This is a genomic window from Pedococcus badiiscoriae, from assembly GCF_013408925.1.
In the GTDB taxonomy this organism is placed as follows: domain Bacteria; phylum Actinomycetota; class Actinomycetes; order Actinomycetales; family Dermatophilaceae; genus Pedococcus; species Pedococcus badiiscoriae.
Genome location: NZ_JACCAB010000001.1, coordinates 2,632,466 through 2,658,350, shown reverse-complemented (window position 1 = coordinate 2,658,350; position 25,885 = coordinate 2,632,466). Strand labels below are relative to the sequence as shown.

Below are 25,885 nucleotides of genomic sequence, written 5' to 3'. Positions count from 1 at the left end.
GGACTCCCCCGGGGCCGTCTGTGGTTGTCCGGAGCTGTCCACCACCGGGCAGGCGCCGCGGTTGCCGTCTACGTTGAGGACATGCCTGAAGAGAACCCGGCCAGCGCGCCGCAGGAGTGGGATGTCATCGTCGTCGGGGCCGGCGCCGTGGGCGAGAACGCCGCCGACCGCGCCCACAAGGCCGGCCTCACGGTCGCCATCATCGAGAAGCACCTCGTCGGCGGTGAGTGCAGCTTCTACGCGTGCTCGCCCAGCAAGGCCCTGCTGCGACCGATCCACGCGACTCGCGCCTCGCAGCGGGTGCAGGGCTCCGAGGGCGCCCACCTCGACCCCCAGGGGGTCCTCGCCCGCCGGGACACCTGGGTCAACCGGATCGGGACCAGCGACAGGTTCGACGACAGCGGTCAGGTCGGCTGGCTCGACCACGTCGGCATCACCCTGCTTCGCGGCGTGGCCCGGCTGGTGGGCGAACGCACCCTGGAGGTCGACGGGCGCACGATCCGAGCCCGCCACGCCGTGATCCTGGCGACGGGGACGACGCCCACGGTGCCCCCGATCCCCGGGCTGCGCGAGGCGAAGCCCTGGACGAACCGTGAGGCCACTACGAGCCGGCGGATCCCCGAGCGGCTCGCCATCCTCGGCGGGGGCGTCGTCGCGTGCGAGCTCGCCCAGGTCTACGCCGCGCTCGGGTCGATGGTGACCATCATCGAGCTCACCCCCCGGCTGCTCGGGGCGAACGAGGCCTTCGCCGCCGAGGCCGTCACCGAGGCCCTGCGGCGCGACGGGGTCGAGCTCCTGCTCGAGACCAAGGCGCAGTCCGTCTCACGGCTCGGTCCGTCCGGCGAGGTGACCGTCGAGCTGTCCACCGGCGACCGGCTCACGGCCGACGAGCTGCTCGTGGCCATCGGTCGCACGCCCGCGACCGAGGGCCTCGGGGTGGAGAGCGTCGGCGGCGAGCTGAACGAGGCCGGCTTCATCCGCGTCACCGACGCCATGGAGGTCACCGGCGTCAGTGGTGACCAGCCCTGGCTGTATGCCGTGGGCGACGTCAACGGGAAGGTCCTGCTCACGCACATGGGCAAGTACCAGGCCCGAGCGGTCGGGGACCTCGTCGGCGCCCGAGCCGCGGGGCGGGAGCCCGACCCCGCCCGCACCACTCCCTGGGCGATCGCGGCGGGAGCTCCCCAGGTGGTCTTCACCGACCCGGAGATCGCCTCGGTGGGGCTCTCCGAAGCTCAGGCCCGCGATCGGGGCCTCAGGGCCCGGGTCGTGGACATGCCGATGGACTCGGCAGCCGGCGCCGGGCTCCAGGCGGAGGGATACCAGGGACAGGCGCGGATCGTGGTCGACGAGGACGCCGGCGTGGTCCTCGGGGCGACGTTCGTCGGCCAGGACGTCGCCGACCTCGTCCACGCCGCCACCGTGGCGGTGGTCGGCAAGGTGCCGCTGACGACGCTGTGGCACGCCGTGCCCTCGTATCCCACGATGAGTGAGATCTGGCTGCGGCTGCTGGAGGAGTACGGCGTGTGACCCCCTGCGCCCGCCGGGATCCACCGGGCTCCCGCTCCCAGCATCAGGCTCCCCCGCCAACAGCCTGCGCAAGCTCGGCTGTTCGTCGGGGTAGCCGGACGCCGCGGTCGCGTCCGGGCTCCTTCGTCGCCCGTGCGCTCCCGCTCCCAGCATCAGGCTCCCCCGCCAACAGCCTGCGCAAGCTCGGCTGTTCGTCGGGGTAGCCGGATTTGAACCGGCGGCCTTCCGCTCCCAAAGCGGACGCGCTACCAACCTGCGCCATACCCCGTCGATGGCGAGCCGATTTCGGGCCACGCGATCGCGGGCATTAGGCTAACGCCTCGGACCTGACGCCCTGACGGCGGCCGGTCCACGCGGGCGTAGCTCAATGGTAGAGCCCTAGTCTTCCAAACTAGCTACGCGAGTTCGATTCTCGTCGCCCGCTCCACGAGGCCCTCGCCTCCCGGACCACCCGGGGCGCGGGGGCCTTCGCGTCACCTCACCTCGGCGCGGAACTCGCTCACTCGCCTCCCGGCCGCCAGCCCCTTGGCCTCGAAGCCGTCGGTCGGTCGCCACGAGGGCCGCTCCCCCTCGGTGACCACGAACCCGCCGTGCGCCGCGAACGCCGATCGGACGTGGGCGGCATACCCGTCGTGGTCGGTGGCCAGCAGCAGCTCGCCGCCGGGAGCCAGGCGCGACGCGATGAGGTCGAGGGTCTCGGCGGAGATGAAGCGCCGCCGAGCGTGCTTGGACTTGGGCCACGGGTCGGGGAAGAAGACGTGAACGCCGGCGAGCGAGGCGGGGGCCACCCGTTCCGCGAGCAGGGTCACGGCGTCCCCGCGATGCATCCACAGGTTGGTCAGGCCGCGGCGGTCCGCCTCGGCCAGCATCCGCGCCAGGGCCGGGGTGAAGACGTCGACGGCGAGCAGGTCGTGCGCGGGATGGGCTGACGCGTAGGCGAGCGCCGCCGCCCCGTGCCCACAGCCGATCTCGAGGACGACGGGCGCGGTCCGTCCGAACGCCTCGCTGGGGAGGAGCATCCCCGATGCGGGGATCGAGTGCCGGGGTCCGAAGACCTCCATGCGTTCGAGGGTGAGAGCGGAGAGCCGGCCCCTGCGCGCGTTGTAGGAGCGCACCCGCCCGTGACCGTCCATCCCACCAGCGTAGGCATCCGCGCGAGGCGCTCCGTCACCCAGGCGTCTTGATCTGCGACACACTCTTCGATAACCGATGCTTATATGACTCATAATGTGAGCATGCGCATCTCCCGGTTCCCCTCCATCGTCGACGACGTCACCGTCCGGCTCATCGCCGCGGTCGTCCTCGTGCTGGGCGTCGTCGCCCTCGCCGCACACCAGTGGTGGGTGTATGCCGTGCTCGCGGCGGACTTCGTGCTGCGCAGCGGCTGGGGGCCGTCCGCCAGCCCGATCGCCCGGCTCGTCAACCGCTGGGTCCGGCCGAAGGTGTCGGCGAAGCCGCGATACACCGCCGGACCGCCCAAGCGCTTTGCCGCCGCGATCGGTGCCGTGTTCACGACCGCCGCGACGATCCTCTGGCTCGCCGGCACCTCCGTGCCAGTGGTCCTGATCGGGGTCGTGATGGTGGTGTTCCCGGCCCTGGAGTCAATCGCCGGGGTGTGCGTGGGCTGCATCGTGTTCGGCTGGTTGATGCGCCTGGGTGTGATCCCCGAGTCGGTCTGCCTCGACTGCGCCGACATCACCCGGCGGGCGGCACAACGCCAGGCCAGCGCCACAGCGGGCTGACCGCCGGGGCGGACTGACCGCCACCGTGGGCCGACCGCCGCAGGCCCGTCAGCTGATCAGCGTCGCCAGACGAGGACGGCCGCACGGTCGTCGGTCTCGCCGGCGCGCGCCGCGGCGCACATCTTCGCCGCCATGCCCTCGAAGCCCTTGCCGATCATGCGTTCGGCGGTTCCGAGCATCCGGTCGATCCCGTCGCGCAGGTCGCGGTTGCGCACCTCGATGACTCCGTCGGTGTAGAGCAGCAGCGCGTCGCCGCGACCCAGGTGTCCGTGGACCCGCGGGAAGGCCAGGCCCTCGGTGACCCCGAGGACGGGACCCTCGTCCCCCTCGAGGACCTCCCACCGGCCCGACCCTGCCGAGAAGCGCACCCCGGGCGGGTGTCCCGCCGAGCCGAGGCTGTACTCGCCCGTGCTCAGGTCGATCATCGCGTGCACCGCGGTGGCGAAACCCTCGTCCCAGGCCTGCCGCAGCAGGTAGGAGTTGGCCGCCGGGAGGAACCGCTCATAGGGCATCGACCCCAACAGCCCGCCGAAGGCCCCGGACAGGAGCAGCGAGCGCGTGCCTGCCGCGATGCCCTTGCCGGAGACATCGACCAGCACGACCTCGAGGATGTCGCCGGACCTGCTTGTGACGAGGAAGTCGCCGGAGAACGAGTCGCCATAGGCGGACAGCACTGACAGCTCGGCACCCCACCCGCTGGGCAGCTCGGGGAGCTCACCCTGGGTGCGCAGCCGGTCCCTCAGGTCGACCAGCATCGACTCGCCGAGGTTTCCCTGGACGCCGAGCCTGGCCCTCGACGTCGCGACCCAGAACATGATGACCATCACGGCGGTCACGACCCCGTAGGCACCCAGCAGGGCCGGCTGGGTCGTGTCCCGCTCCCAGATCGAGTACGCCCCGGCCACGAGGATGGCGACGTCGACGACGGCGAGCACCTTGGGCGTCAGGAACAGGCCGGCCAGGACGGCCACCGGGACGAAGGTCGAGAACGGGACGTAGTTCGCCCACAAGGACATGGCGATGGTCAGCCCCGCGGTGACCAGGATGAGGGCGACAGCGGTGATCGCCTGACCCCAGCGCACGTACTTGGCGCGGCCGCGTTGGACACGGGACATCACGGAGCGGCGAGCAAGCACCGTCCTGTCGATGTCCACGGGTGAAGGTCCTTCGGCAAGGCAGGTGCGCAGGCACCCTTTGACGTCTGCGGGCTGGGCCGTCCCCTGTTCCAGCCCATCGTCAACAGTAGTCGGAGCCCACCCGCTCTCGCGCAACATCCACAGATCAGGGCTGCGGGGGCAACGTCCCGTCGTGCTCGTAGGCGCTGACCATGTCGATGCGCCGCTGGTGGCGGGGAGCGCCGGAGAAGGGGGTGGCGAGGAAGGCCGCGACCATCGCCTTGGCCTCCTCGACCGTGTTCATCCGACCGCCGATCGAGATGACCTGGGCGTTGTTGTGCTCACGGGCGAGGGTCGCCAGCTCCGTGTTGTAGCACAGCGCCGCACGGATGCCCTTCACCTTGTTGGCTGCCATCTGCTCACCGTTGCCAGAGCCTCCCAGGACGACGCCCAGAGACTCGGGGTCGGCCGCGACGGCCTCGGCGGTCCGGAGCACGGCGACGGGGTAGTCGTCCTCGGGGTCGAAGGTGTGGGGTCCGTGGTTGGTGACCTCGTGCCCCTCGTCCTCGAGGAAGGTGACCAGCTCACCGAGCACGTCGTATGCCGCGTGGTCGCCGCCGATGTGTACGCGCATGTGCTGCTCCTCAGTCGTCGGTCAGTCGTCGGTCGGTCAGTCGTCGGTCGGGTCGAAGATCGGCCCCACGGTGCGGGACCGCTTGATCTCGAAGAACCCGGGGGTCCCGGCGACCAGGCGGAAGCCGTCCCAGAGCCGTCCCGCGTCCTCACCCTGGGGTGCCGGGCTCACGACAGGGCCGAAGAAGGCCTGGCCGTCGACGGCGATCACGGGGGTGCCGACCTCGTCGCCCACCAGGTCGATGGCCCGCTGGTGGCTGGCCCGCAGCTGCGCGTCGAGGACGTCGCTGTCGGCATAGTCCGCCAGCTCAGCGGGCAGGCCGACCTCGTCGAGGGCCGCGGCGATGACCTTGGCGAAGTCGCGCTCGCCCTCGAGGTGGATCCGGGCGCCCATCGCGTCGTAGAGCGGCTTGACCACCATGTCACCGTGGTCGCGCGCGGCGGCGATGATCACCCGCACCGGGCCCCAGCCGCGGTCCATCATCTCGCGGTACTCCTCGGGCAGGTCGCGCCCCTCGTTGAGGACGGACAGGCTCATCACCGACCAGGTGATGTCGACGGAACGGACCCGCTCGACCTCCATGCCCCAGCGTGACGTCAGCCATGCCCACGGGCACAACGGGTCGAACCAGAACTCGGCGGACGTCAGGGTCTCGGCATCGATGTCGGTCTGGGTAGCTTCGGCGGTCTCGGCGACGGTCACCTGCGCAATCCTGCCATTGCCCGTCCACGGCCGTGCAAGCGGTGGTGGTCAGCGGTCCAGGGCGTGCGAGGATGGCCGCCGAGCAATTCGCACGCACCCGAACCTCCGCAGGAGCACTGTTGCCTGGCAAGAACCTGACCCGCGACGAGGCCACCGCCCGCGCGGCCGTCATCGCCGTCGAGCACTACGACGTCGTCCTCGACCTCACCACCTCGGACACCACGTTCCGCAGCACGACGACCGTGACCTTCACCAGCGCCACACCCGGTGCCGCGACCTTCGTCGACCTCATCGCCCCCTCGGTCGAGGCGATCACCCTCAACGGCGAGGCCCTCGACCCCGCCACGCACTTCGACGGCGTGCGGGTGCAGGTCCCGACCACGGCGGAGCGCAACACGCTGACGGTCGACGCCACCGCGGCATACATGAACACCGGCGAGGGCCTGCACCGCTTCACCGACCCGGTCGACGGCGAGGTCTACCTCTACTCGCAGTTCGAGGTGGCCGACTGCCGACGCATGTTCGCAGTCTTCGAGCAGCCCGACCTCAAGGCGACGTTCGGGTTCACGGTGACCGCACCCGACCACTGGCAGGTCGTGTCCAACTCCCCCACGCCCGAGCCCACCCCGGCCGGCGAGGGCGCAGCCACCTGGGCGTTCGCCACGACGCCACGGATGTCCTGCTACATCACCGCACTCATCGCCGGCCCGTACGCCGTCGTGCGCGACGAGGTCGAGACCCGCCGAGGCACCGTGCCGATGGGCATCTTCTGCCGCCAGTCACTGCTCGAGCACCTCGACGCCGACAACATCTTCGACTGCACCAAGCGCGGCTTCGCCTTCTTCGAGAACGAGTTCGACTGCGAGTACCCGTTCGAGAAGTACGACCAGCTCTTCACGCCCGAGTACAACATGGGCGCGATGGAGAACGCCGGCGCGGTCACGATCACAGAGAGCTACGTCTTCCGGTCCAAGGTGACCGACGCCATCGTCGAGCGCCGCGCCCTGACGATCCTGCACGAGCTGGCCCACATGTGGTTCGGCGACCTCGTGACGATGCGGTGGTGGAACGACCTCTGGCTCAACGAGTCCTTCGCCGAGTGGGCCTCCACCACCTGCCAGGCCGAGGCCACGCAGTGGACGAGCGCCTGGACCACCTTCGGGACCTCCGAGAAGGCGTGGGCCTACCGCCAGGACCAGCTCTCCTCGACCCACCCGATCGTGGCCCCCATCCACGACCTCGCTGACGTCGAGGTCAACTTCGACGGCATCACCTACGCCAAGGGCGCGTCGGTGCTCAAGCAGCTGGTGGCGTACGTCGGGCGCGAGCCGTTCACGGCCGGGCTGCGCGCCTACTTCGCCAAGCACGCCTGGGGCAACACCACGCTGCCCGACCTGCTCCACGAGCTCGAGCAGACCTCGGGCCGCGACCTGGGCACCTGGTCCAAGCTCTGGCTGGAGACCGCCGGGGTCAACACCCTGCGGCCCGAGATCGCCACCGATGACCAGGGCCTGATCTCCTCGGCGTCGATCGTCCAGGCCCACGCCCCGGACTTCGCGACCCTGCGCCCGCACCGCCTCGCGGTCGGCCTGTACTCCGTCGAGGGCGACACGCTCGTGCGCACCGACCGGCTCGAGCTGGACGTCGACGGGGAGTCCACCGACCTGCCCGAGCTGATCGGCCGGCCCGCCCCGGACCTGCTGCTCGTCAACGACGACGACCTGGCCTACGCCAAGATCCGCCTCGACGCGCGCTCGCTCGCGACGGCGCTCGCGCACCCCCGAGGGTTCACCGACAGCCTGCCCCGCGCGCTGGTGCTGGGCGCTGCGTGGGACATGACCCGCGACGGCGAGATGGCTGCCCGCGACTTCGTCTCGCTCGTCCTGGCCTCCCTGCCCGGGGAGACCGACTCCACCCTCCTGCGCACCCTGCTCGGGCAGCTGTCGACGACGGTGCACCTCTACGTCGCACCGGCCCACCGCGAGCAGACCGTCGCCGTGGCGGTGGCGGCCCTGCGCGAGCTGGCCCAGGCCGCGGAGGCAGGCAGCGACGCCCAGCTCCAGCTGGTGGGCGCGTATGCCGCGCAGCAGCGTGGCGGGGACGACGCGGCATACCTGCGTGGCCTGCTCGACGGCACCCAGGTCCTCGACGGTCTCGCCGTCGACACCGACATGCGGTGGACGATGCTCACCTCGCTCGCCGCCTGTGGTGAGGCCACGACAGCCGACATCGACGCCGAGCTGGAGCGCGACAACACCGCGACGGGTCGCGAGCGCGCCGAGCAGGCCCGGGCTGCGCTGCCCACCGCCGAGGCCAAGGCCACCGCGTGGCGCCGCGGCGTCGAGGAGGACGGACTGCCCAACTCGGTGCTCGAGGCCATCGCCGCGGGGTTCGGGACCGTCCACGACACGGCGCTGCTCGAGCCCTACGTGGAGAAGTACCACGCGATGCTCGACACCGTGCAGGACAAGACGTCCCACGCGATCATGGAGATCCTCGTCCGCGGCTTCTATCCCACGGCCCTCGCCGATGCGCGCCTGTACGAGGCGACGCAGGCCTGGTTGACCGACCATCCCGACGCGCCGGCAGCGTTGCGCCGCCTGGTCGTCGAGAACCGCGACCCGATCGCGCGCGCCCTGCGCGCCCAGCAGCGGGATGCCGATGCCTGAGGCAGTCGCCTTCCTGAAGGCCCTCAGCAAGGTCACCCCCCACGGAGTCTGGGACTGGTTCATCGGCAAGCCCCTGTCGGTGGTCATCACCATCGTGGTGGCCCTGGCGGTGCGGTGGGCGCTGATCCGATCCATCGGGCGGATCGTGGACCAGACCATCGCCAAGACGGAGGCCCGTCGGTCCGCCGAGCCCGGCCGCGCACGCCGGGCGCTGGCCCAGGCCACCGGCACCGCTCACGAGCGGCGCCGCCAGCGGACGCTCACGATGGGCTCGTTGCTGCGCAGCGTCATCACCCTGCTCGTGCTGCTGATCGCCCTGCTGTACGTGCTGGACATCTTCAAGGTCTCCCTCGCACCCATCCTGGCCTCGGCCGGAGTCGGTGGCGTCGCGCTGGGCTTCGGCGCACAGAGCCTGGTACGGGACTTCCTGTCCGGGATCTTCATGATCCTGGAGGACCAGTACGGCGTGGGTGACGTCATCGACACCGGCACCACCGTCGGCACCGTCGAGGAGGTGACGCTGCGGGTGACCCGCCTGCGAGACGGCCAGGGCGTCGTCTGGTACGTCCGGAACGGCGAGATCATGCGGATCGGCAACAAGAGCCAGGGCTCGGCGAACGCCACGATCGACATTCCCGTCTCGTACGCGGAGAACCTGGACAGGGTCATTCCGCTGATCCGCGAGGTGGTGCACCAGCTGGACGAGTCGCCCGAGTGGCACGACATCCTCCTCGAGGAGCCCCAGGTCGTCGGCGTCGAGTCCATCACCGGCTCGGCCGTCACCATCCGCGTGGTGGTCAAGACGGTCGCCGAGCAGCAGTACGGCATCTCCCGAGAGATCCGCGAGCGCGTCAAGGCCGCCTTCGACGCGCACGGCGTCCAGGCGCCCCCCATCTCGCCGTACGGGCCGACGGGCGCATGAGCACCGGACCGGGCCCGGGCGGCCAGCTCGGGACGTTCTACGAGCAGGTGGGCGGGCACGAGACCTTCACCAAGCTGGTCGCCGAGTTCTACCGCGGCGTGGCCAGCGACCCGCCGCTGCGCGCGCTCTACCCCGAAGCCGACCTGGGTCCCGCGGAGGTCCGGCTGCGGCAGTTCCTCGAGCAGTACTGGGGCGGACCGGGCACGTACTCCGAGCAGCGCGGCCACCCCCGGCTGCGGATGCGCCACCACCCCTTCAAGGTGACCCCCGCGCAGCGGGACCGCTGGCTGCTGCACATGATGGCGGCCGTCGACACGCTCGAGCTTCCCCCGGCCAACGACCTCCTGCTGCGCGACTACCTCGAGCGCGCGGCGCACTCCATGGTCAACTCGCTCGACGAGGAGTGAACCCGGACGAGGAGTGAACCCGGTTTCCCCGAACGCGTTCGATGCGTCAGCATGGTTGACCGTGACGACGACCCTCCCCACTGAACCCACCCAACCCCTATCCACCCAACCCGCACTCCTGCACCCCGCTGCCCCGGCCGAGGCCGCCTGGTGGCGGCAGGCCGTGATCTACCAGATCTACCCCAGGTCCTGGGCCGACGCGGATGGCGACGGCATCGGCGACCTGCCCGGTGTGACCGCGCGGCTGGACTACCTCAAGGCGCTCGGCGTCGACGCGGTCTGGTTCAGCCCCTTCTACGCCTCCCCCCAGGCGGACGCCGGCTACGACGTGGCCGACTACCGCAGCATCGACGCCCTCTTCGGCACGCTCGACGACGCCGACGCCATGGTCGCCAAGGCGCACGAGCTCGGCCTCAAGGTGATCGTCGACCTGGTGCCCAACCACACGAGCGACGAGCACGAGTGGTTCAAGGCAGCCGTGGCGGCCGGGCCCGGCAGTCCCGAGCGCGACCGCTACATCTTCAGGGACGGCAAGGGCGCCGACGGCAGCATGCCGCCCAACGACTGGCACTCCGTCTTCGGTGGCGACGGCTGGACCCGCGTCACCGAGGCCGACGGCCGGCCGGGCCAGTGGTACCTGCACCTGTTCGACGTCAAGCAGCCCGACCTCAACTGGGACAACCCCGAGGTCGGCGACGAGTTCGAGTCGATCCTGCGCTTCTGGCTGGACCGTGGCATCGACGGCTTTCGGGTCGACGTGGCGCACGGCCTCATCAAGGAGCAGGGGCTGCCCGACTACGACGTCGAGCTGCACATCCTCGACGGTGAGGTGAAGCCCGGCGCACCCATGCCGCCCATGTGGGACCAGGACGGCGTGCACGACGTCTACCGTCGCTGGCACTCGGTGCTGGCCGAGTACGGCGAGCCGGACCGCATCCTCGTGGCCGAGGCCTGGGTCAGGCCGCAGGAGCGCGCAGTGCGCTACGTCCGCCCCGACGAGATGCACCAGGCGTTCAACTTCGACTTCCTGATGAGCCAGTGGCGTGCCCCGGACCTGCGCCAGGTCATCGAGTCCTCCCTCGCGGCGGCAGACTCCGTCGGGGCGCCGAGCACGTGGGTGCTGTCCAACCACGACGTCGTGCGGCACGCCTCGCGGCTCGGCCTGCCGGTCGGACGACGTCGGCCCAACGGCATCGGCGCCGACGACCTGCAGCCCGACCGTGCGCTCGGCCTGCAGCGTGCCCGTGCGGCGACGCAGCTGATGCTGGCGCTGCCCGGAGGGGCCTACCTCTACCAGGGGGAGGAGCTGGGCCTGCCCGACTCGACCGACATGCCCGACGCGTTCCGGCAGGACCCGACGTTCCTGCGCTCGGGTGGCAAGGAGCTCGGTCGCGACGGCTGCCGCGTGCCGATCCCGTGGCAGAAGGACGCCCCGTCCTTCGGTTTCGGGCCCTCGGACCAGACGTGGCTGCCCCAGCCGGCGATCTACGGCGAGTACGCCGTCGACCAGCAGGACGGCGTGGACGGCTCGACCCTCGAGCTCTACCGGACGCTGCTGCGGACCCGGCGCGAGCGGGACCTCGGCACCGGCGGACTGCGGTTCGTCGAGGGGTTCGGCGACGACGTGGTCGCGCTGGTCAACACCGGCCAGGGTGAGGACACCCTCGTGGTGGCGAACCTCGGCGCCGACCCGGTGGCCCTGCCGGACGGTGCGTCCGTCCTGGTGGCCTCGGGTCCGCTGACCGACGACGGCCTGGTGCCCGCCGACACCACGGTCTGGGCAGCGCTCTAGCACCACCGCCAGGAGGGGTATGCCGCGTGGTCACCACGCGACATACCCCTTCTTCGCGTCTGAGGCTTTTTGCGGCTGTGGCGAAGTGTCCTGAATGCGGCTTTTTGCCCAGAGGGGGTGCGTATCGGCGCACGTCAGCCTATGATCGCAACCATCGCCACCCGGGCCGGGGGACGACAAACACACGACTGCTCTGGACCGCACGGCAGTGCCCTGACGGCATGCCACGCGGAGGTAACCGTGACCCAACAGGTCGAGACCCACAGCCAGCTCCAGACCCAGAGCCAGCCCGAGCCAGACCGCCCGATGACTCCCCTTCCCCCTGCGCTGCACCTACCGTCCGAGACCGTGCGGACGCTCGTGGTCAGCCTGACCGAGGCGGAGGACATGCTGCGCGACTTGGAGCCGTTCGTCCTACGGAACGGGCGACTGGTGGTGAACCCGGCCCGCCAGCCGTGGATCGCACGCGAGCGCGCCCTCGTGGCGGAGCTGAGGTCGAGGCGCATCACGGGGCGACGTGGCAAGCTGCCCGGCCTGCCCTGAGGCGTCAGGGCCGCAGGCCCTCCTCGACCACCCGGGTGGCCACCGTGTGCAGCGGGGTGTTGTGGTTGCGCGCCCAGGCCCGGATCCGCTGGAACGCCTCGTCCACGCCGATCCCGGCCGCCTCGGCGAGCACTCCCTTGGCCTGCTCGACCACGACCCGCGAGGACAACGCCCGGGCGAGCTGCTCGGACAGGTCCACCTGGTGCTGGAGCCGTGACGCGTTGGCGAGGTAGGCCGTGGCCATGTCGGCCAGCGCCTGGGCCGCGGCCACGTCCTCGGCGGACCACTCGCGCACCTCGGTGGCATAGAGGTTGAGCGCCCCGATTCCCTTGCCCTTCAATGTCATCGGGATGCCGGCCACCGCGTTGATCCCCAGGCCGAGGGCGACCTGGGCGTAGTCACCCCACCGGTCCTCGGCCTCCCGCACGTCGCCCACCGCGACCGGCAACCCCGAGTAGCAGGAGTCGACGCAGGGCCCGCGCTGCAGCGTCTCCTGGAGGCGCTCGAGCTGGGCCACCGGGCCGGCCACGGCCGATACGAACTCGAGTCGTCCGTCGTCATCGAGGGAGACGCCGCTGCCCGCGAGGCCGAGGACGGCGGTGACCCGCTCGGCAAGTCTCTCGAGCATGTCCTCCATGTCGTAGTCGCTGACGAGGTCGCCGGTGAACGCGGACAGCGTCCGCAGGAGATCGAGCTGGTCATACACGGCGAACCCCTTTCGCCAGCGCCCGGCCGGCTCTGCTGAGGTCACTGTATTCCCGCAGGTCAGGCGCATGGAGGCGAAGCAACGGCCGATTTCCCCGAGATCGGCGCGCCGCCGACCGCCCCGCGCGGCGACGTTCGCACCACCCCCCCGAGAATGGACCGGTGAGAGCAGCGGACTTCGCCTACTTCGATGCGCCGACGCCCATCGGGCTGGCCCACCGCGGGGGCGCCAAGCTCCCGGCGAACGTGCGGCTGGAGAACACCCTTCCCGCGTTCCGCGAGGCCGTACGGATGGGGTATCGCTACCTCGAGACGGACGTCCATGCCACGGCCGACGGGGTGCTGCTCGCGTTCCACGACGCGAGCCTCGACCGGGTCACTGACGGTTCCGGCCGGATCGCCGAGATCCCCTATGCCGCAGTGCAGTCCGCACGGATCAACGGGACCGAGCCGATCCCGCTGCTGTCCGACCTGCTCGAGGAGCTCCCGGACGCTCGCATCAACATCGACGTCAAGGCACCGGGCGCCATCGAGCCCCTGGCTGAGGTCATCCGCTCCCACGACGCGATCGACCGGGTGTGCGTGGGATCGTTCTCGGACCGCCGGCTCCGGGCGGTGCGGCGCCTGCTCGGGCCGAGGTTGGCCACCGCGGCGGGGCCCGCCGAGGTCGCTGCCCTGCGCCTGGCACCGCAACGGATCGCGGGCTGGCTGCGCTCCCCCGCCCCCGTCCTCCAGATCCCGACGGGGCACCTGGTCGGGAATCGCCGACTCGACCTGGTCACCCCGGCCCTCGTCGATCGCGTCCACGCGATGGGCAAGCACGTCCATGTCTGGACCGTCGACGACGCGGCCGAGATGCACCGGTTGTTCGACCTCGGCGTGGACGGCATCGTGTCCGACCGCATCGACACCCTTGCCGCGGTGCTCACCGACCGCGGCGTACCGTTGGGCCGGTGACGGGCCAGCCCCGCGCGGGGGTCTTCCATCCGCGCTACCTGCTGCTGTCCATCGCGTTGCTCGCCCTGATCACCGTCATCGCCTTCGAGGGCATGGCGGTCTCGACGGCGATGCCGGACGCCGCCCGCGACCTGCATGCCGTGCGCTCCTACGGACTCGCGTTCTCGGTGATGCTGACCACGCAGCTGCTGGGCATCGTCCTGGCCGGGGTGTGGTGCGACCGCTCCGGGCCGCTGCCGTCGCTGTTCGCCGGCCAGCTGCTCTTCGCGGCCGGGTGCGGCCTGTGCGGTGGCTCTCAGGCCTTCGGTCCGTTCCTCGCCGGGCGTGGGGTCGCCGGACTCGGGGCCGGGCTCATCATCGTCGCGGGCTATGTCGTGATCGGTCGTGCCTATCCGGAGTCGTTGCGCCCCAAGGTGTTCAGCGTCATCTCCGCCGCGTGGGTCCTGCCCTCGCTGCTGGGCCCGCCGATCGCCGCCTGGGTCACGACCACGTGGTCGTGGCGGTGGGTGTTCTGGCTCGTCGTGCTTCCCGTCGTGGTGGCAGTCGCCCTGGTCTTCGCCCGGCGCGGGCAGATCGCCGGCGCCAGCGCGGGCATCGAGGAGTCCAGCCGCGACCGGCGGGAGCACGCCCGCGCCGCCTGGTTCGGGGTGCTGATCGCGGCCTCGGCGGGAGCCCTGCAATGGGGCACCCACGACCTGGCGCCGGGCTGGTCCGTCCAGACGGCAGTCGCACTGGCCGGGGTCCTCGGCATCGCCGCCACCGCCCCGCGGCTGCTGCCCCGTGGCACCTGGTTCATGCGCCGCGGGCTGCCGTCGGTGATGCTCGCCCGGTCCCTGCTGACGTGCTCGTTCTTCGGCACCATCACCTACATCCCGCTGATGCTCGTCAACGAGCGCGGGCAGTCCCTCGGCACCGCTGGCACGATCCTCGCCATCGGCTCACTGGGGTGGTCGGCGGGCTCCTGGGTGCAGGGTCGCGACCGCTGGGCGGGCCAGCGTCACCGGCTCGTCGTCGCCGGGGGCGGACTGCTGACCCTCGGGCTCCTCGGGGTCGTCGCGGTCACCCACTTCGACTGGCACCCGTGGTGGGTCGCCGTGGCCCTCGTCGCGTGCGGACTCGGGATGGGCCTGGGCACTGCCAGCCTGTCGGTGCTGTCCCTCACGCTGACCCCGGCCGCCGACCACGGCTCGACGTCGTCGTCGCTGCAGCTCGCAGACGTCCTCGGGTCGGTGCTCGGGATCGCGGCCGCCGGCGCCGTGTTCGCGGCTCGCCACACCGTGGCCGGTCAGGACGTACCCGTCTTCGTCACCATGTGGCTCGGGCTCAGCCTGGTCGCGAGCCTCGTGGTGGTGGCCGGTCAGCGGATCAGGACATGACCCGCCGGGGTCGACAGGCGCGTCCAGCGCCCGTTCGCCCACACCGTCACCTCGGAGCCCGGCGCCGCGAACCCCAGCACGTATGCCGCGAACGCACCGCCCGCGGGGACCGGTGGGGCCGTGGCCGTCAGGCGTCCCCACACCTGCTTGCGCAGCGCGGTGACGGCCGCTCCCCCGGCACCTGCGGGCACTCCCGCGGCGACCTCCTCGATGCCCTGACGGGCCACGGCATGCACCTCGTCCGCGGCGAGCGCACCGACGCGCTCCCAGCCACCGCGTGGGGGCGCCATCGCGGCCCAGGCGACGTTCACCGTCATGGGCGGCACGGGCACCGTGGCACCATCGCCCCGCGCGAGCCGGTCGCCCAGCGCCGCGAGCGAGACGGTGGTGTCGAGGTGGGCCGGGGCTGCCAGCGGCATGACCCTCAGTCCGATCACCACACCCTCGGCCATCAGGCCGCTGCCCGGCAGCACCCCGACGTAGGCGGCGAGGGTCTGACCCTGCGCCTGCAGGCGGATCGCGCCGTCCTCGGCGGCCGCCTTGGCGCGGGCGACGTAGGTCCGCAGGTCCTCGAGGCCCGCAGTGTCCGGGAAGGTGAGCTCCATCAGCGTCGCCGCCAGCGGAACGGCACGGGACTCCCCGAATGCTCCTCGAGCATGGCGCGCAGGGACGGGTCCATCCGTCGCGGCGTGCTCGTGGTGAAGTCGTAGAGGACGAGGGTCGTCTCGGCGCGGGCATAGACGACGTCGCCCTGGCCGCCATCGGTCACGGCGCGGCCGTCGCGCACCTCGTAGGCCAGGTCGAAACCGGCACCGCCGATCTTGGTCGCCCACATCTCCACGACGATCGGGGGCACCCGGAACAGGAGCGGAGCGAGGTACTCGATCTCGTGGCGAGCCACCAGGATGCCCTCGGACAGCACGGACCGGTCCTGCCCGAACCAGTCCTCGAAGCCGATCACCCGGGCGTCCTCGAGCAGCCGCAGGAACTGCACGTTGTTGACGTGCCCGTAGGCATCCATGTCGCTCCAGCGCAGCGGCACGTTGACCCGGTAGCGCGCTGCGGGAGCGCTGGCGGGCTCGGGACTCCGGTCGCTGGGCATGTGGACATCCTCGCAGGGCTGTCGGGCCGGCGGCATACGGTGTTCGCCATGGAGACCACCGCACCACCCGACCTGCGCACCCAGGCCACGACCGTGCTCCGCCGGCTGGTGGGGCGCGACGATGCGGATTTCCGCGACGGCCAGCTCGACGCGGTCGAGGCGCTGGTGAGCGGTCGACGCAGGGTGCTCGTGGTGCAGCGCACCGGGTGGGGCAAGTCCGCCGTCTACTTCGTCTCCACAGCCCTTCGCCGCGCGCAGGGGGCTGGCCCGACCGTGATCGTGTCGCCCCTGCTCGCCCTCATGCGTGACCAGGTCGCAGCCGCAGGCAGGGCGGGGATCCGCGCGGTCACGATGAACTCCGCCAACGCCGACGAGTGGGGCGAGGTCTCGGCGGCGCTCGCCGCCGACGAGGTCGACGTCCTGCTGGTCAGTCCCGAGCGGCTCAACAACCCCCGGTTCCGCGACGAGCAGCTGCCCGACCTGGCCCGGCGGTGCGGGCTGCTGGTGGTCGACGAGGCGCACTGCGTCTCCGACTGGGGCCACGACTTCCGTCCCGACTACCGGCGGATCCGCGACCTGCTCACCGTCCTGCCCGCGGGCACCCCCGTGCTGGCGACGACCGCCACGGCCAACGCCCGCGTCGTGACCGACGTCGTCGAGCAGCTCGGCGCCGGCGGTCACGACGTGCTGACCCTGCGGGGCGGGCTCGCGCGCGACTCCTTGCGCCTCGGCGTGATGGCCCTGACCTCGCCCGAGCAGCGCCTGGCGTGGCTGCTCGCCCACCTCGACTCGCTGCCCGGCAGCGGGATCGTCTACACCCTGACCGTCTCGGCCGCCGAGGACATCGCCGTGGCCCTGCGCGAGGCCGGCCACGAGGTGCGCGCCTACACCGGGCGCACCGACCCCGCCGATCGTGAGCGGCTCGAGGCGATGCTGCGCGACAACCAGGTCAAGGCGCTGGTCGCGACCTCCGCCCTGGGAATGGGCTTCGACAAGCCGGACCTCGGGTTCGTGCTCCATCTGGGTGCACCGTCCTCGCCCGTTGCCTACTACCAGCAGGTCGGTCGTGCGGGCCGCGCGACCGAGCGCGCCGACGTGCTGTTGCTGCCCGGCCCGGAGGACAAGGACATCTGGGCCTACTTCGCGTCCGCGTCGATGCCCCGCCAGGAGCAGGCCGACGCGGTGCTGACCGCCCTGGCAGGCTCCGGCAAGGCGCTGTCCACCGTGGCGCTGGAGTCGATCGTGGACATCCGTCGCACCCGCCTGGAGCTGCTGCTCAAGGTGCTCGACGTCGACGGCGCGGTCCAGCGGGTGCCCGGCGGGTGGACGTCCACCGGCGAGCCGTGGAGCTACGACGCCGAGCGGTACGAGCGGGTCACCGCCGCTCGGGTGCGCGAGCAGGACCTGATGGTGGCCTACGAGCAGACCGCCCAGTGCCGCATGGCCTTCCTCCAGGAGTCCCTGGACGACGACTCCGCCGCGCCGTGCGGCCGCTGCGACTCGTGCGCCGGGGTCTGGTTCCCGACCGAGATCCCCCAGACGGCGGTCACGACGGCCCGCGGCCGGCTGGAGCGAGCAGGGGTCGAGCTGGAGGCCCGCGCGCAGTGGCCATCGGGGATGGACCGCCTCGGCGTACCCGTGCGCGGCAAGATCAAGCCGGACGAGGCGATGGAGACGGGCCGCGCGGTGGCCAGACTGACCGACCTCGGCTGGGGACAGCAGCTGCGCGGCCTCTTGCGAGCCCCCGACGCGCCGGTGCCCCCGGAGCTTTTGCGTGCCTGCGTGCCGATCCTGCGCGACTGGGGCTGGGCGCAGCGCCCGGTGGCCGTCGCGATGGTGCCCTCCCGCACCAGGCCGCGGCTGGTCGAGTCACTGGGCACGGGGATCGCTGAGCTGGGCCGCATGCAGTGGCTCGGCGCCCTCGACCCGGTGGACGGCGGTCCGGTCGGCGAGGCCGGTGGCAACAGCGCGTTCCGGCTGGCCGGCGTGTGGGGTCGGCTCGAGGTCAGCCCCGAGCAGGCCTCAGCGCTGCAGCGGCTCGACGGCCCCGTCCTGCTCGTCGACGACATCGCCAGCTCGCGCTGGACCCTCACCGTCGCCGCCGCCGCCCTGCGCCGGGCCGGCGCCAGCGGAGTGCTCCCCTTCGTGCTGGCGCTGGACGCCTGACCCGTGGGTGCCGAGCGGCACCGTGAAGATCGGCAGGAACACCTGGACCACGGGGCCGATCAAGACGGCATACAGGATCGTGCCGAGGCCCACGACGCCTCCCATGAGCCAGCCCACGATCAGGACCGTGAGCTCGATGCTGGTGCGCACCACTCGGATGCTGCCTCCGGAGCGCCGCACGAGCCCCGTCATCAGGCCGTCCCTGGGTCCGGGACCGAACTGGCTCCCGATGTAGAGCGCGCCTGCCAGGCCGTTGAGCACGATCCCGCCGAGCAGCAACGCGACCCGGGCGACCATGGCGCCGGGCGCGGAGAGCAGCGCGAGGGTGCCGTCGGTGGCCACGCCGATCACGATGACGTTGGCGATCGTGCCGAGCCCCGGCCACTGCCGCAGCGGGATCCACAGCAGCAGCACCGCCACTCCCACGATGATCACCACGGTGCCGAAGCTGACCGGCAGGTGCTGGGCGATCCCGTAGTGGAAGACGTCCCACGGGTCGAGCCCCAGACCTGAGCGCAGCATCATGCCCATCGAGACGCCGTACAGCGTGAGGCCCACAGCGAGCTGGGTGAGCCGCCTCATGGTCCGTCCGGCGCGCAGCTGCTCCAGCGGGGTCATCGAGGTAGGGCTGGTTCGGGTCACGTTCCCCAGATTGGCCTCTATTGGTCTGTTCTTCCATAGCCAATTGTGCAAAAGTGGTCTGCATGGTGACGCGAAGCATCTCCGCCTCTCGACTCGTGCCCATGCTCGGCGCCGCCCTGGAGACGACGCCCGCGTATCGCGGCCTCGCCGATGCCCTCCGGCTGCTCGTGGCCGACGGACGCGTCCCGGTCGGGACGCGGCTGCCCAGCGAGCGAGACCTCACCACTGCCCTGGGCGTCAGCCGCACGACCGTCACCCGTGCGTATGCCGACCTGCGCGACCGCGGGTACCTCGCCTCCCGCCAGGGCTCGGGGAGCGTGGCGGCACTGCCGGGTGAAGGACCCGGCCGCCGCCAGGGCACGGCCCTGCAGCCGACGTCGGACCAGCTCGTCGGCGACGTGGTGGACCTGACCTGCGCCTCCATGAGCGCCCCCGGTGGGACGGTCGCGGCCTACGAGCGCGCCGTGCTCGAGCTGCCCCGCTACCTCACGGGCACGGGCTACCACCCTCTGGGGCTGACCAGCCTGCGCGAGGCCCTGGCGGACCAGTACACCGAGCGGGGGCTGGCCACCACCCCCGACCAGATCATGGTGACCAGCGGAGCGCTGGCCGGGCTGGCCGTGACCGCGCGCGCCCTGCTCTCCCCCGGCGACCGCGTCCTGCTCGAGAGCCCGACCTACCCCAACGCCATCGACACGCTGCGTCGCTCCGGCGCCCGTGCCGTGGCGCTGCCACTCGACCGGGACGGGTGGGACGTCGAGGCTGCCGACGCCGCGTTGCGCCAGACCGCTCCCCGGGCGGCCTACCTCATCCCCGACTTCCACAACCCCACCGGCGCCCTGATGTCCGAGGAGCAGCGAGCCGGCCTCGCCGACGCGCTCGCCGGCACGCACACGGTCGGGATCGTCGACGAGACGCTGGTCGACCTGGCGCACGACCCGGGGCTGGTCATGCCGCGGCCGCTGGCCGCGCACCACCCGCGCACGGTCACTCTGGGCGGGGCGAGCAAGTCCTACTGGGGTGGCCTGCGCATCGGCTGGATCCGCGCGCCGCGCGACCTGATGGCGGCCCTGGTCAGCGCTCGGCTGACCCTCGACCTCGGTGCCCCGGTCCTCGAACAGCTCGTGCTGACCGACCTGTTGGCCCGTCGCGAACAGGTCCTCGCCGAGCGTCGGTCCGCCATCGTCTCCAGTCGTGACGCTCTCGTCAGCGCACTGCGAGATCGCCTGCCGCAGTGGCAGTTTCGCCTGCCGGAAGGAGGGCTCTGCCTGTGGGTCGAGCTGCCGGAGGCCCTGTCCACGCCGCTGTGTGCGGCGGCCGACCAACGCGGCCTCGTCCTGGCCCCGGGCGCGCAGTTCGCGGTCGAGGGCGGGATGGAACGGTACCTGCGACTGCCTTTCACCGGCCACTCCCCCGAGGTGATCGACCAGGCCGTCGAACGCCTGGCGCTGGCCTGGGCGGACGCACAGTCGGCGCGACCCACCCGACAGGGCCGGACGCCGCTCGTCGCGTGAGCGCGAGGGCCGGACTGGCCCTGACTGGCCCCGGGCTGCATCCGATCTGGTGCGTGAGCGGGGACGGCGTCCGGCTAGGGTCGGTGCGTGACCGACGAGAGCTCTCCTGACTTCGACCCGCTGGCCGACCTGCTGGACACCCTCGACCTCGAGGAGCTGGGTACCGCGAGGATCACCGTCGAGGGAGTCGGCGACCGGGCCGACTTCGGCGAGTCCGGTGCCACCGTGTTCCTCGGACGCAGCCAGCGGATGCCGCACGGCCGGGTCTTCGGCGGACAGGTGCTCGCGCAGTGCGTGATGGCCGCCGGTCGGACGATGCAGGACATCGACGACGGCGACGGGCCGCGCCGGATCCACTCCCTGCACGGGTACTTCATGCGGCCGGGTGACGACACCAAGCCGATCCGGTTCGCGGTGGAGCGGATGCGCGACGGCAACTCCTTCTCGACCCGCCGGGTCCATGCGATCCAGGACGGCCTGCCGATCCTGTCGATGATCACGTCCTTCCAGGAGGCCTCCGACGGACTGGACCACCAGGACCCCATGCCCGAGGTCCCGGGTCCCGACGACCTTCGATCCCTGGCCGAGGAGCTCGACGGCATCGACCACCCGGGCGCCCGCCACCTCACCAACCGTCCGATCGAGCACCGGCACGTCGAGAACAACCTCTTCCTCGCGGCCGGTCCGGAGCTGGTGGCCCACCAGAGCGTCTGGATGAAGGCGCTGGGCCGGCTGCCCGACGACCCGCTGGTCCACGCGGCAGTCCTGGCCTATGCCTCCGACTACACCCTGCTGGAGCCCGTCATCCGCCGGCACGGTCTGACCTGGACCGACCGTCGGCTCCGCCCGGCCAGCCTCGACCACGCCATGTGGTTCCACCGCCCGGTGCGGGCCGACGAGTGGATCCTCTACAGCCAGGAGTCGCCGTCGGCCTCCGGCGGACGAGGACTGGGCATCGGGCGCATGTTCGCCGCCGACGGCACCCTCGTCGCCACCGTCGCCCAGGAGGGCATGGTCCGCGTCAAGGAGTCCTGAGCGGCTCACCCATGTGGACGACTGCCGCGGTGAAGGGCGGCAGGTGCACCCCGTCACCGCGCAACCGGGTCTGTTCGGGCTCCCACGCGAGCACGACCTGTCCCGGCTCGCCGTCGAGGGGCACCGTCCAGCGCGAGGCTCCCAGGTTCGCCACGATGCGGAAGGCGCCTCGGTGCATGACCAGCCAGCCGTCGTCCTCGTCGAACTCCACCGCGACCGAGTCCAGCTGCCCGTTGTTGAGGTCGAACTCCATGCGCCGCAACGCGATCAGGTCCCGGTACCAGGCAAGCATCCGCGCATTGCCCTCGCCGCGGAGCTCGGCCCAGTTCAGCTGTGAGCGACGGAACGTCTGCTCGTCCTGCGGGTCCGGCACGTCCTGGGCAGCCCAGCCGTGGGCTTCGAACTCGCGTCGCCGCCCTGCGGTGACGGCCTCCTTCATCGCCGGGTCATCGAAGTCGGTGAAGAACTGGAACGGCGTCCTGGCCCCCCACTCCTCCCCCATGAAGACCATCGGCGTGAAGGGGCCGGTGAGGTAGAGCGCAGCGCCGATGGCCTGCCTCCCGGGGGTGACCAGCGCCGAGATGCGGTCCCCCAACGCCCGGTTGCCCACCTGGTCGTGGGTCTGCAGGTAGGCCAGGAACCGTCGCCCGTCCACTCGCGCGCGGTCGACGGGTGCGCCCCACTCCGCCCCGCGAAAGCTCGACCAGGAGCCGTCGTGCAGGAAGGCCCTCGTCAGCGTCTTGGCCAGCACCGCCAGCGGTCCGGCGTCGGGCATCGCCGGACAGTGTCCGGCGAAGTCGCCGTAGTAGCCCTGGGTCTCCCCGGTCAGCGTGACGTGCAGGGCGTGGTGCACGTCGTCGTCCCACTGGGCGTCCATGCCCTGGCCGCCGTCCGCGGTGGGGGTGACGGTGCGGGGGTCGTTGAGGTCGCTCTCGGCCACGAGGTCGAGGGGGCGGCCCAGTCGTGCGCTCAGCGCCGCGACCTCGTCGGAGAGCTGGGCGAGCAGGTGGTGTCCGGAGTCGTCATGCAGCTCGTGGACGGCGTCGAGCCGCAGTGCGTCCACGTGGAAGTCGTCGAACCATCGCAGGGCGTTGTCGACGATCCATCGCCGCACGTGCAGGCTGTCAGGGCCGTCGAGGTTGAACCCGTTGCCCCACGGTGTCGGGTGCACCTCGGAGAAGTAGGGCCCGAACCGGGACAGGTAGTTCCCCACCGGCCCGAGGTGGTTGTAGACCACGTCGAGACAGACCCCGAGCCCCAGGCGGTGGCAGGCGTCGACGAACCGCTGGAGCGCCGCCGGGCCGCCGTACTCTTCGTCGACAGCCCAGGGTCCGACTCCGTCGTAGCCCCAGTTCCAGCGCCCCGGCCACGACGCCACCGGCATCAGCTCGACCACGTCGACACCGAGGTCGACGAGGTGCTGCAACCGGTGGTGGGCCGCATCGAGGGTGCCTTCGGGGGTGAAGGTCCCCACGTGCAGCTCGTAGAACACCCCGCCGAGCACCCCTTCCCCCTGCTGGGGTCCGGCCCACGTGGCGTCCTGCCAGGTGTGCAGGCCGGCATCGAAGAAGCGGCTCTCGGCGTGCACTCCGTGCGGCTGCCAGGGCGACCGCGGGTCCGGGGTCGCCGGCCCACCGTCGATCCGGAAGCCATAGTCAAGGCTCGGGTATGCCGCCATCGCCGGCGCCTGCCAGCGCCACCAGCCGTCGCCCTTGGCCTCCATGCTCGAGCGCTGGGCCGCGCTGTCGTCGACCGACCACTCCACCTCCACCTGCTGGGCGTGGGGGGCCCAGACCGTGATCTCTGGTCCTGGCAGGAGTTTGGTGTCTGTGTCAGCCGTGTTCATCGCGGGTCAAGGCTGCCATGCCGCACCAGCAGGGCAACCGGAAGGGCACGCAGCAGGCCCTCCAGCTCGACCTCGCCCGACAGCGGCGGGCGGTCTGAGCCAGGTGCGAGGAGGTCGACCCAGTCGCCGTCGGGCAGCGTGACCGTGGCCGCGCCCCACCCGCCGGCGGAGCGCAGTCCCTCGCTGAGGCGGGTCACGACCGTCACGACGTGCACTCCCTCGCCGTCGCCGCGGCCGACCGCGAGGGCGTGCTCGCTCGAGGTGGGGACGGCGGCATACGTGGCGTGGTCGCCGGTGAACCACTCGGGGTGGGCATGTCGCAGCCGCAGCGCTCGCGAGGTGAGCAGCAGCTTCTCGTCGTCGAGGTCGCGAGGCAGGTCGCCGCCATCGAGCCGGGCGAGTCGGGCACGACGCGAGGCGTAGTCGACGGGCCGACGGTTGTCGGGGTCGACGAGCGAGAGGTCCACCAGCTCGGTGCCCTGGTAGACGTCCGGGACGCCGGGCAGGACGAGCTGGAGCAGCTTCTGTCCGAGGGTGTTCACGCGGGCGGCCGGCGCGGTCCGCTCGACCCAACGGCCCACGTGGTCGGTGACGGCCGGGTCGGTCGTCATCGCCTCGACGAATGCGGCCACGTCGGCCTCGTACCCGGGGTCCGGCGCGGTCCAGGTCGTGTGCTGCTTGGCCTCGCGAACCGCCTTGGTGGCGTAGGCCTGCAGCCGGCTCGTGCTGATCGGCCAGGCACCCACGACGGTCTGCCACAGGAGGTACTCGGTGGGGCCGTCGAGCAGCGTGCCCCGGTGGGGAGCCGCCAGGTCACGGGCCTCGCGCACCCACTGCGCCCACTCCTGCGGCAGCTCGGAGACCACGGACAGCCGGGCGCGCACGTCCTCCGAGCGCTTGGTGTCGTGGGTCGACGCCGTCGTCATCGTGGTCGGCCAGGTGGCGAGCTGACGGCTGGCGAAGGCATGCAGCTCGTCGGGGACGACGCCGAGGTGGCCGGGGTCGCCGCCCACCTCGTTGAGCCCGGTCAGGCGGGGGTACCGGTAGAAGGCCGTGTCCTCGATGCCCTTGGCCATCACCGGTCCGCAGGTCTGCTGGAAGCGCACGACGAACTCGCGCTGGGCACCACGGGTGTCGGGCTGCGCGCCGGGCAGGTGTCCCCCCGCCGCGAGCTGGCCCACCATCGCCAACGCATCCCTGTCGTGCTCCGGCAGGAGCACGGCAGCCCGCGCCTCGGCGTGCGCCAGCACGGCGAGCTGGTCGGGCGCGGGTGCGCGCCCGGGGACCAGGTAGGCGCGATAGCGGTCCATCGACACGAGCAGCGCCTCGAGCCCACGACGCAGGGCGTCCTGGTCCTCACCGACGAGGATGCGCCCGGCCAGTCGCATGAGCCGGTTGACCTCTGCCTCCTGCACGTGCGCGACGACCTGCTCCTTGGCCGCCGACACGAGCTCGTGCAGGTCTGCCTGCTCACCACCGAGCTCGGTGAGCAGCTCGGTCAGGGGCTGCTCACCGGCTCGGTCGACGAAGACCTGCTGGACGCGGAGCAGGGTGTCGTAGCCGGTCGTCCCCGCGCAGCGCCAGTCGTCGGGCAGCTGCTCGTCGCCCTCGAGGATCTTCTCCGCCACGACCCAGGCGTCGCCGGTCGCGTCGGCCAGGCGCGCGAGGTACCGGCCCGGATCGGCCAGGCCGTCGGGGTGGTCGATCCTGAACCCGTCGATCGTGCCGACCCGGAACTCCTCCAGGAGCAGACGGTGCGTGTGGTCGAAGACGTCGTCGTCCTCCACCCGGACGGCCGCCAGGGTGGTCACGTCGAAGAACCGCCGGTAGTTGAGCCGGCTGCCGCCCTCGCGCCAGTCGCAGAGCCGATAGTGCTGCGCCGCGACGAGTTCTGGGAGCTCGAGTGACTCCGTCCCGGGCCTGACGGGGAACACGTGGTCGTAGTAGCGCAGCACCGTCTCGTGGCCGTGCGGGCCAACCCCGGTCTCGACGGTCAGCTCGCCGGCGGCGAGCGCCGACTCCAGGGGCTGGCCGAGGACCGGGACGAGCACCCGACCGTCCTCGGCCTCCCAGTCCACGTCGAACCAGTGCGCGTGGTCGGACTCACGCCCGTCCCGCAGCAGGAACCACCAGGGGTGGTTGAGCGAGGCCGGTGTCGGAGTCGTCATGTGGTTGGGGACGACGTCGACCACGGCGCCGAGCCCGAGGGTGCGCAGCTGGGTCGTCAGGCGGTCGAAGCCTGCCGACCCACCGAGCTCCTCGTTGAGGAACTCGTGACTCACGACGTCGTAGCCGTGCACCGACCCGGGGGCCGCAGCCAGGATGGGCGACAGGTAGACGTGTGAGATCCCCAGTGCCGCCAGGTAGTCGGCCTGGTCGGCGGCATCCCCGAAGGTGAAGTCGGGCTGGACCTGAAGCCGGTAGGTCGCGGACGGCACGACCCGCCCGGGTCCCGGCCGGTGCGGCGCTGCACCACTCGGCATACC

At 71.6% G+C, this 25,885-nt stretch carries 21 protein-coding genes, 2 tRNA genes and 1 pseudogene; 13 read left to right on the top strand and 11 right to left on the bottom strand.

What is annotated here, in order from left to right:
- Positions 1–81 precede the first annotated feature (81 nt).
- A complete protein-coding gene (locus tag BJ986_RS12540; protein ID WP_179422279.1) occupies positions 82–1,530 on the top strand; it encodes a dihydrolipoyl dehydrogenase family protein in 1,449 nt (482 codons plus the stop codon).
- A 194-nt stretch (positions 1,531–1,724) separates the two neighbouring features.
- Here BJ986_RS12540 and BJ986_RS12535 read toward each other — a convergent pair.
- Positions 1,725–1,798: transfer RNA gene (locus tag BJ986_RS12535), tRNA-Pro, on the bottom strand.
- Between the two features lie 85 nt (positions 1,799–1,883).
- Between BJ986_RS12535 and BJ986_RS12530 the strand changes: the two genes are divergently transcribed.
- Positions 1,884–1,957 (top strand) — tRNA-Gly (locus tag BJ986_RS12530).
- A gap of 46 nt (positions 1,958–2,003) precedes the next feature.
- Here BJ986_RS12530 and trmB read toward each other — a convergent pair.
- Positions 2,004–2,663, bottom strand: a complete 660-nt coding sequence (gene trmB, locus BJ986_RS12525) for a tRNA (guanosine(46)-N7)-methyltransferase TrmB (RefSeq protein WP_179422278.1) — start codon at positions 2,661–2,663, stop codon at positions 2,004–2,006.
- 102 nt (positions 2,664–2,765) lie between these two features.
- Here trmB and BJ986_RS12520 point away from each other — a divergent pair, with 102 nt between their 5' ends.
- Positions 2,766–3,272 carry a DUF4395 domain-containing protein gene (locus tag BJ986_RS12520; RefSeq protein WP_179422277.1) on the top strand — a complete coding sequence of 169 codons (507 nt, stop codon included), beginning with the start codon at positions 2,766–2,768 and terminating at the stop codon, positions 3,270–3,272.
- A 56-nt stretch (positions 3,273–3,328) separates the two neighbouring features.
- Here BJ986_RS12520 and BJ986_RS16805 read toward each other — a convergent pair whose 3' ends face one another.
- The 3 genes from BJ986_RS16805 to BJ986_RS12505 all read right to left on the bottom strand — a co-directional run bounded on the left by BJ986_RS16805 (position 3,329) and on the right by BJ986_RS12505 (position 5,684).
- On the bottom strand, positions 3,329–4,426 hold the full coding sequence (locus BJ986_RS16805) for a SpoIIE family protein phosphatase (RefSeq protein ID WP_202881248.1): 1,098 nt from the start codon (positions 4,424–4,426) through the stop codon (positions 3,329–3,331).
- Positions 4,427–4,553: 127 nt separating this feature from the next.
- A complete protein-coding gene (locus tag BJ986_RS12510; RefSeq protein ID WP_179422276.1) occupies positions 4,554–5,021 on the bottom strand; it encodes a ribose-5-phosphate isomerase in 468 nt (155 codons plus the stop codon).
- A 36-nt stretch (positions 5,022–5,057) separates the two neighbouring features.
- Entirely contained in the window at positions 5,058–5,684 is a 627-nt protein-coding gene (locus tag BJ986_RS12505; RefSeq protein WP_179423840.1) for a mycothiol-dependent nitroreductase Rv2466c family protein, read from the bottom strand.
- A gap of 158 nt (positions 5,685–5,842) precedes the next feature.
- Between BJ986_RS12505 and pepN the strand changes: the two genes are divergently transcribed.
- The 5 genes from pepN (at position 5,843) to BJ986_RS12480 (ending at position 12,056) form a co-directional block, all read left to right on the top strand.
- Complete coding sequence (pepN, locus tag BJ986_RS12500; protein ID WP_179422275.1) at positions 5,843–8,392, top strand: aminopeptidase N; 2,550 nt, start codon at positions 5,843–5,845, stop codon at positions 8,390–8,392.
- Complete coding sequence (locus tag BJ986_RS12495; RefSeq protein ID WP_179422274.1) at positions 8,385–9,314, top strand: mechanosensitive ion channel family protein; 930 nt, start codon at positions 8,385–8,387, stop codon at positions 9,312–9,314. The genes pepN and BJ986_RS12495 overlap by 8 nt, the downstream gene beginning before the upstream one ends.
- Positions 9,311–9,721: a globin gene (locus BJ986_RS12490; protein ID WP_179422273.1), complete on the top strand. Its 411-nt coding sequence runs from the start codon at positions 9,311–9,313 to the stop codon at positions 9,719–9,721. The genes BJ986_RS12495 and BJ986_RS12490 overlap by 4 nt, the downstream gene beginning before the upstream one ends.
- Before the next feature lie 61 nt (positions 9,722–9,782).
- Complete coding sequence (locus BJ986_RS12485; RefSeq protein ID WP_179422272.1) at positions 9,783–11,513, top strand: glycoside hydrolase family 13 protein; 1,731 nt, start codon at positions 9,783–9,785, stop codon at positions 11,511–11,513.
- Between the two features lie 240 nt (positions 11,514–11,753).
- Positions 11,754–12,056 carry a hypothetical protein gene (locus BJ986_RS12480; RefSeq protein ID WP_179422271.1) on the top strand — a complete coding sequence of 101 codons (303 nt, stop codon included), beginning with the start codon at positions 11,754–11,756 and terminating at the stop codon, positions 12,054–12,056.
- Positions 12,057–12,060: 4 nt separating this feature from the next.
- Here BJ986_RS12480 and BJ986_RS12475 read toward each other — a convergent pair whose 3' ends face one another.
- On the bottom strand, positions 12,061–12,762 hold the full coding sequence (locus tag BJ986_RS12475; protein WP_179422270.1) for an ANTAR domain-containing protein: 702 nt from the start codon (positions 12,760–12,762) through the stop codon (positions 12,061–12,063).
- Positions 12,763–12,923: 161 nt separating this feature from the next.
- Between BJ986_RS12475 and BJ986_RS12470 the strand changes: the two genes are divergently transcribed.
- The gene (locus tag BJ986_RS12470; protein ID WP_179422269.1) at positions 12,924–13,718 is read left to right on the top strand and encodes a glycerophosphodiester phosphodiesterase; all 795 of its coding nucleotides are present in this window, start codon (positions 12,924–12,926) and stop codon (positions 13,716–13,718) included.
- The gene (locus BJ986_RS12465; RefSeq protein ID WP_179422268.1) at positions 13,715–15,094 is read left to right on the top strand and encodes an MFS transporter; all 1,380 of its coding nucleotides are present in this window, start codon (positions 13,715–13,717) and stop codon (positions 15,092–15,094) included. Before BJ986_RS12470 ends, BJ986_RS12465 begins: the two co-directional genes overlap by 4 nt.
- Here the strand turns inward: BJ986_RS12465 and BJ986_RS12460 are convergent.
- Both BJ986_RS12460 and BJ986_RS12455 read right to left on the bottom strand, forming a co-directional pair.
- Entirely contained in the window at positions 15,076–15,699 is a 624-nt protein-coding gene (locus BJ986_RS12460) for a DUF8185 domain-containing protein (RefSeq protein WP_179422267.1), read from the bottom strand. The two genes, BJ986_RS12465 and BJ986_RS12460, sit on opposite strands and share 19 nt — an antisense overlap.
- Positions 15,699–16,196, bottom strand: a complete 498-nt coding sequence (locus BJ986_RS12455; protein WP_179422266.1) for an acyl-CoA thioesterase — start codon at positions 16,194–16,196, stop codon at positions 15,699–15,701. Before BJ986_RS12455 ends, BJ986_RS12460 begins: the two co-directional genes overlap by 1 nt.
- A 48-nt stretch (positions 16,197–16,244) precedes the next feature.
- Here BJ986_RS12455 and BJ986_RS12450 point away from each other — a divergent pair, with 48 nt between their 5' ends.
- Positions 16,245–18,362, top strand: coding sequence for a RecQ family ATP-dependent DNA helicase (locus tag BJ986_RS12450; protein ID WP_179422265.1), 2,118 nt, complete (start codon positions 16,245–16,247; stop codon positions 18,360–18,362).
- 12 nt (positions 18,363–18,374) lie between these two features.
- Here BJ986_RS12450 and yczE read toward each other — a convergent pair.
- Positions 18,375–19,004: pseudogene (gene yczE, locus BJ986_RS16925) on the bottom strand (membrane protein YczE); the annotation flags it as partial.
- Between the two features lie 62 nt (positions 19,005–19,066).
- On the opposite strand from yczE, the gene yczR reads away from it, so the two are divergent.
- Positions 19,067–20,518, top strand: coding sequence for a MocR-like transcription factor YczR (gene yczR, locus BJ986_RS12440; protein ID WP_179422264.1), 1,452 nt, complete (start codon positions 19,067–19,069; stop codon positions 20,516–20,518).
- Between the two features lie 87 nt (positions 20,519–20,605).
- Positions 20,606–21,553: an acyl-CoA thioesterase domain-containing protein gene (locus tag BJ986_RS12435; protein WP_179422263.1), complete on the top strand. Its 948-nt coding sequence runs from the start codon at positions 20,606–20,608 to the stop codon at positions 21,551–21,553.
- Here BJ986_RS12435 and treZ read toward each other — a convergent pair.
- Both treZ and treY read right to left on the bottom strand, forming a co-directional pair.
- On the bottom strand, positions 21,540–23,399 hold the full coding sequence (gene treZ / locus BJ986_RS12430; protein WP_179422262.1) for a malto-oligosyltrehalose trehalohydrolase: 1,860 nt from the start codon (positions 23,397–23,399) through the stop codon (positions 21,540–21,542). The genes BJ986_RS12435 and treZ overlap by 14 nt on opposite strands.
- Positions 23,396–25,882 carry a malto-oligosyltrehalose synthase gene (gene treY / locus BJ986_RS12425; RefSeq protein ID WP_238338092.1) on the bottom strand — a complete coding sequence of 829 codons (2,487 nt, stop codon included), beginning with the start codon at positions 25,880–25,882 and terminating at the stop codon, positions 23,396–23,398. Before treY ends, treZ begins: the two co-directional genes overlap by 4 nt.
- Between the last annotated feature and the right edge of the window lie 3 nt (positions 25,883–25,885).

Bases quoted from the DNA above. Each gene is read 5' to 3' on its own strand.
- treY (WP_238338092.1), bottom strand. From the start codon at position 25,882: ATGCCGAGTGGTGCAGCGCCGCACCGGCCGGGACCCGGGCGGGTCGTG.
- BJ986_RS12455 (WP_179422266.1), bottom strand. From the start codon at position 16,196: ATGCCCAGCGACCGGAGTCCCGAGCCCGCCAGCGCTCCCGCAGCGCGC.
- BJ986_RS12520 (WP_179422277.1), top strand. From the start codon at position 2,766: ATGCGCATCTCCCGGTTCCCCTCCATCGTCGACGACGTCACCGTCCGG.
- treZ (WP_179422262.1), bottom strand. From the start codon at position 23,399: ATGAACACGGCTGACACAGACACCAAACTCCTGCCAGGACCAGAGATC.
- BJ986_RS12460 (WP_179422267.1), bottom strand. From the start codon at position 15,699: ATGGAGCTCACCTTCCCGGACACTGCGGGCCTCGAGGACCTGCGGACC.
- yczR (WP_179422264.1), top strand. From the start codon at position 19,067: ATGGTGACGCGAAGCATCTCCGCCTCTCGACTCGTGCCCATGCTCGGC.
- trmB (WP_179422278.1), bottom strand. From the start codon at position 2,663: ATGGACGGTCACGGGCGGGTGCGCTCCTACAACGCGCGCAGGGGCCGG.
- BJ986_RS12450 (WP_179422265.1), top strand. From the start codon at position 16,245: ATGGAGACCACCGCACCACCCGACCTGCGCACCCAGGCCACGACCGTG.
- BJ986_RS12510 (WP_179422276.1), bottom strand. From the start codon at position 5,021: ATGCGCGTACACATCGGCGGCGACCACGCGGCATACGACGTGCTCGGT.
- BJ986_RS12490 (WP_179422273.1), top strand. From the start codon at position 9,311: ATGAGCACCGGACCGGGCCCGGGCGGCCAGCTCGGGACGTTCTACGAG.
- BJ986_RS12540 (WP_179422279.1), top strand. From the start codon at position 82: ATGCCTGAAGAGAACCCGGCCAGCGCGCCGCAGGAGTGGGATGTCATC.
- BJ986_RS12495 (WP_179422274.1), top strand. From the start codon at position 8,385: ATGCCTGAGGCAGTCGCCTTCCTGAAGGCCCTCAGCAAGGTCACCCCC.